General features: G+C 37.2%; 1 protein-coding gene and 1 pseudogene. Both read left to right on the forward strand.

Annotation, left to right across the window (positions count from 1 at the left end):
- Nucleotides 1-111 precede the first annotated feature (111 nt).
- Nucleotides 112-306: pseudogene (locus J7J01_09275) on the forward strand (S8 family serine peptidase).
- Between the two features lie 40 nt (nucleotides 307-346).
- Nucleotides 347-826 (forward strand): hypothetical protein, encoded by a 480-nt coding sequence (locus J7J01_09280; protein ID MCD6211055.1) that lies wholly within the window; start codon nucleotides 347-349, stop codon nucleotides 824-826.
- The last annotated feature ends 204 nt before the right edge of the window (nucleotides 827-1,030 follow it).

Here is a 1,030-nt window from a genome sequence, read left to right on the forward strand (position 1 = left end):
AGAGATAATTCTGAAGAATACAGCAAATGCAATTTTCGATGAAGTTATAGCAGTTGGTGGTGTAAATGAGCATAATGAATGGTGGTATGAAGAAAAGGAGCTAAAGGATGTGGAACATCACTAGCTGCCCCTCAGGTTGTGGGATTGGTAGCTCTTATAATGAGCGAAAATCCGAACCTAACCCCGGATGAAATAAGAGAAATTATAATCAAAGGCTGTGATGACCTTGGTCCTCAGGGATGGGACGAGAAATATGGATACGAGAAGATAAACATAAGTAAAACACTAAAACTTGTGACAAAATGAGAGGTGAAACTTCGCATAAAAAGGAAAGGAGTGATAAATCATGATGAAAAATAAGAGATTACATTTCAGTATTCTGATTCTCGTAGTAGTCATAGCATGTTCGTTAGTTTATAAATCTGCCTCATCCCCTATTATTGTCGAAGGCACTGTCGACCATAAAGTGATAACGGGGCTAAAGGGAGATACATCATATACTATCTTGGTTAATAGGATGATTGACAACAGATCATGGATTTTACTAAAAGATAAGAGTTACGAAGAATTCTTTTCCAAAAAAGATAACAACGCTTTTATTAGTAAATCGTTGGAAGATGAAATGAAGAGCGAGTATTCTGATATCAAATACCTTGTCTCCATAAGATTAGATTCCAGAGATCCAATCAATGGTATCGATAAAGGAGAAGCCTTAGCATACTTTGTAAGCAAGGAAGACTTCAACAAGATGAAAATAGGTGATAAGGTGAAATATGAAGCTTCAAGGTCAACAGTTGATACGATCAAAAAGTTCTTGGAATATTAATTAAAAAGATCGCTAGAGGTAAGGTTCCATGAACTCCTCGCTTCGCTCGCCCAAATGCCACAGCCAAAACTTATATCCCGCTAATATATTAGATTAACCCCCTCCACCAACCATTCACAAAAGATCATCATATCACTCTCCAATCTATCAAAAGTGAAGCTATAACGATGCTGAAGGTCGTGATACTCGCAATGTGCTTTGAAG

This window comes from Methanophagales archaeon (genome assembly GCA_021159465.1).
In the GTDB taxonomy this organism is placed as follows: Archaea; Halobacteriota; Syntropharchaeia; order Alkanophagales; family Methanospirareceae; genus G60ANME1.

Bases quoted from the DNA above. Each gene is read 5' to 3' on its own strand.
- J7J01_09280 (MCD6211055.1), top strand. From the start codon at position 347: ATGATGAAAAATAAGAGATTACATTTCAGTATTCTGATTCTCGTAGTA.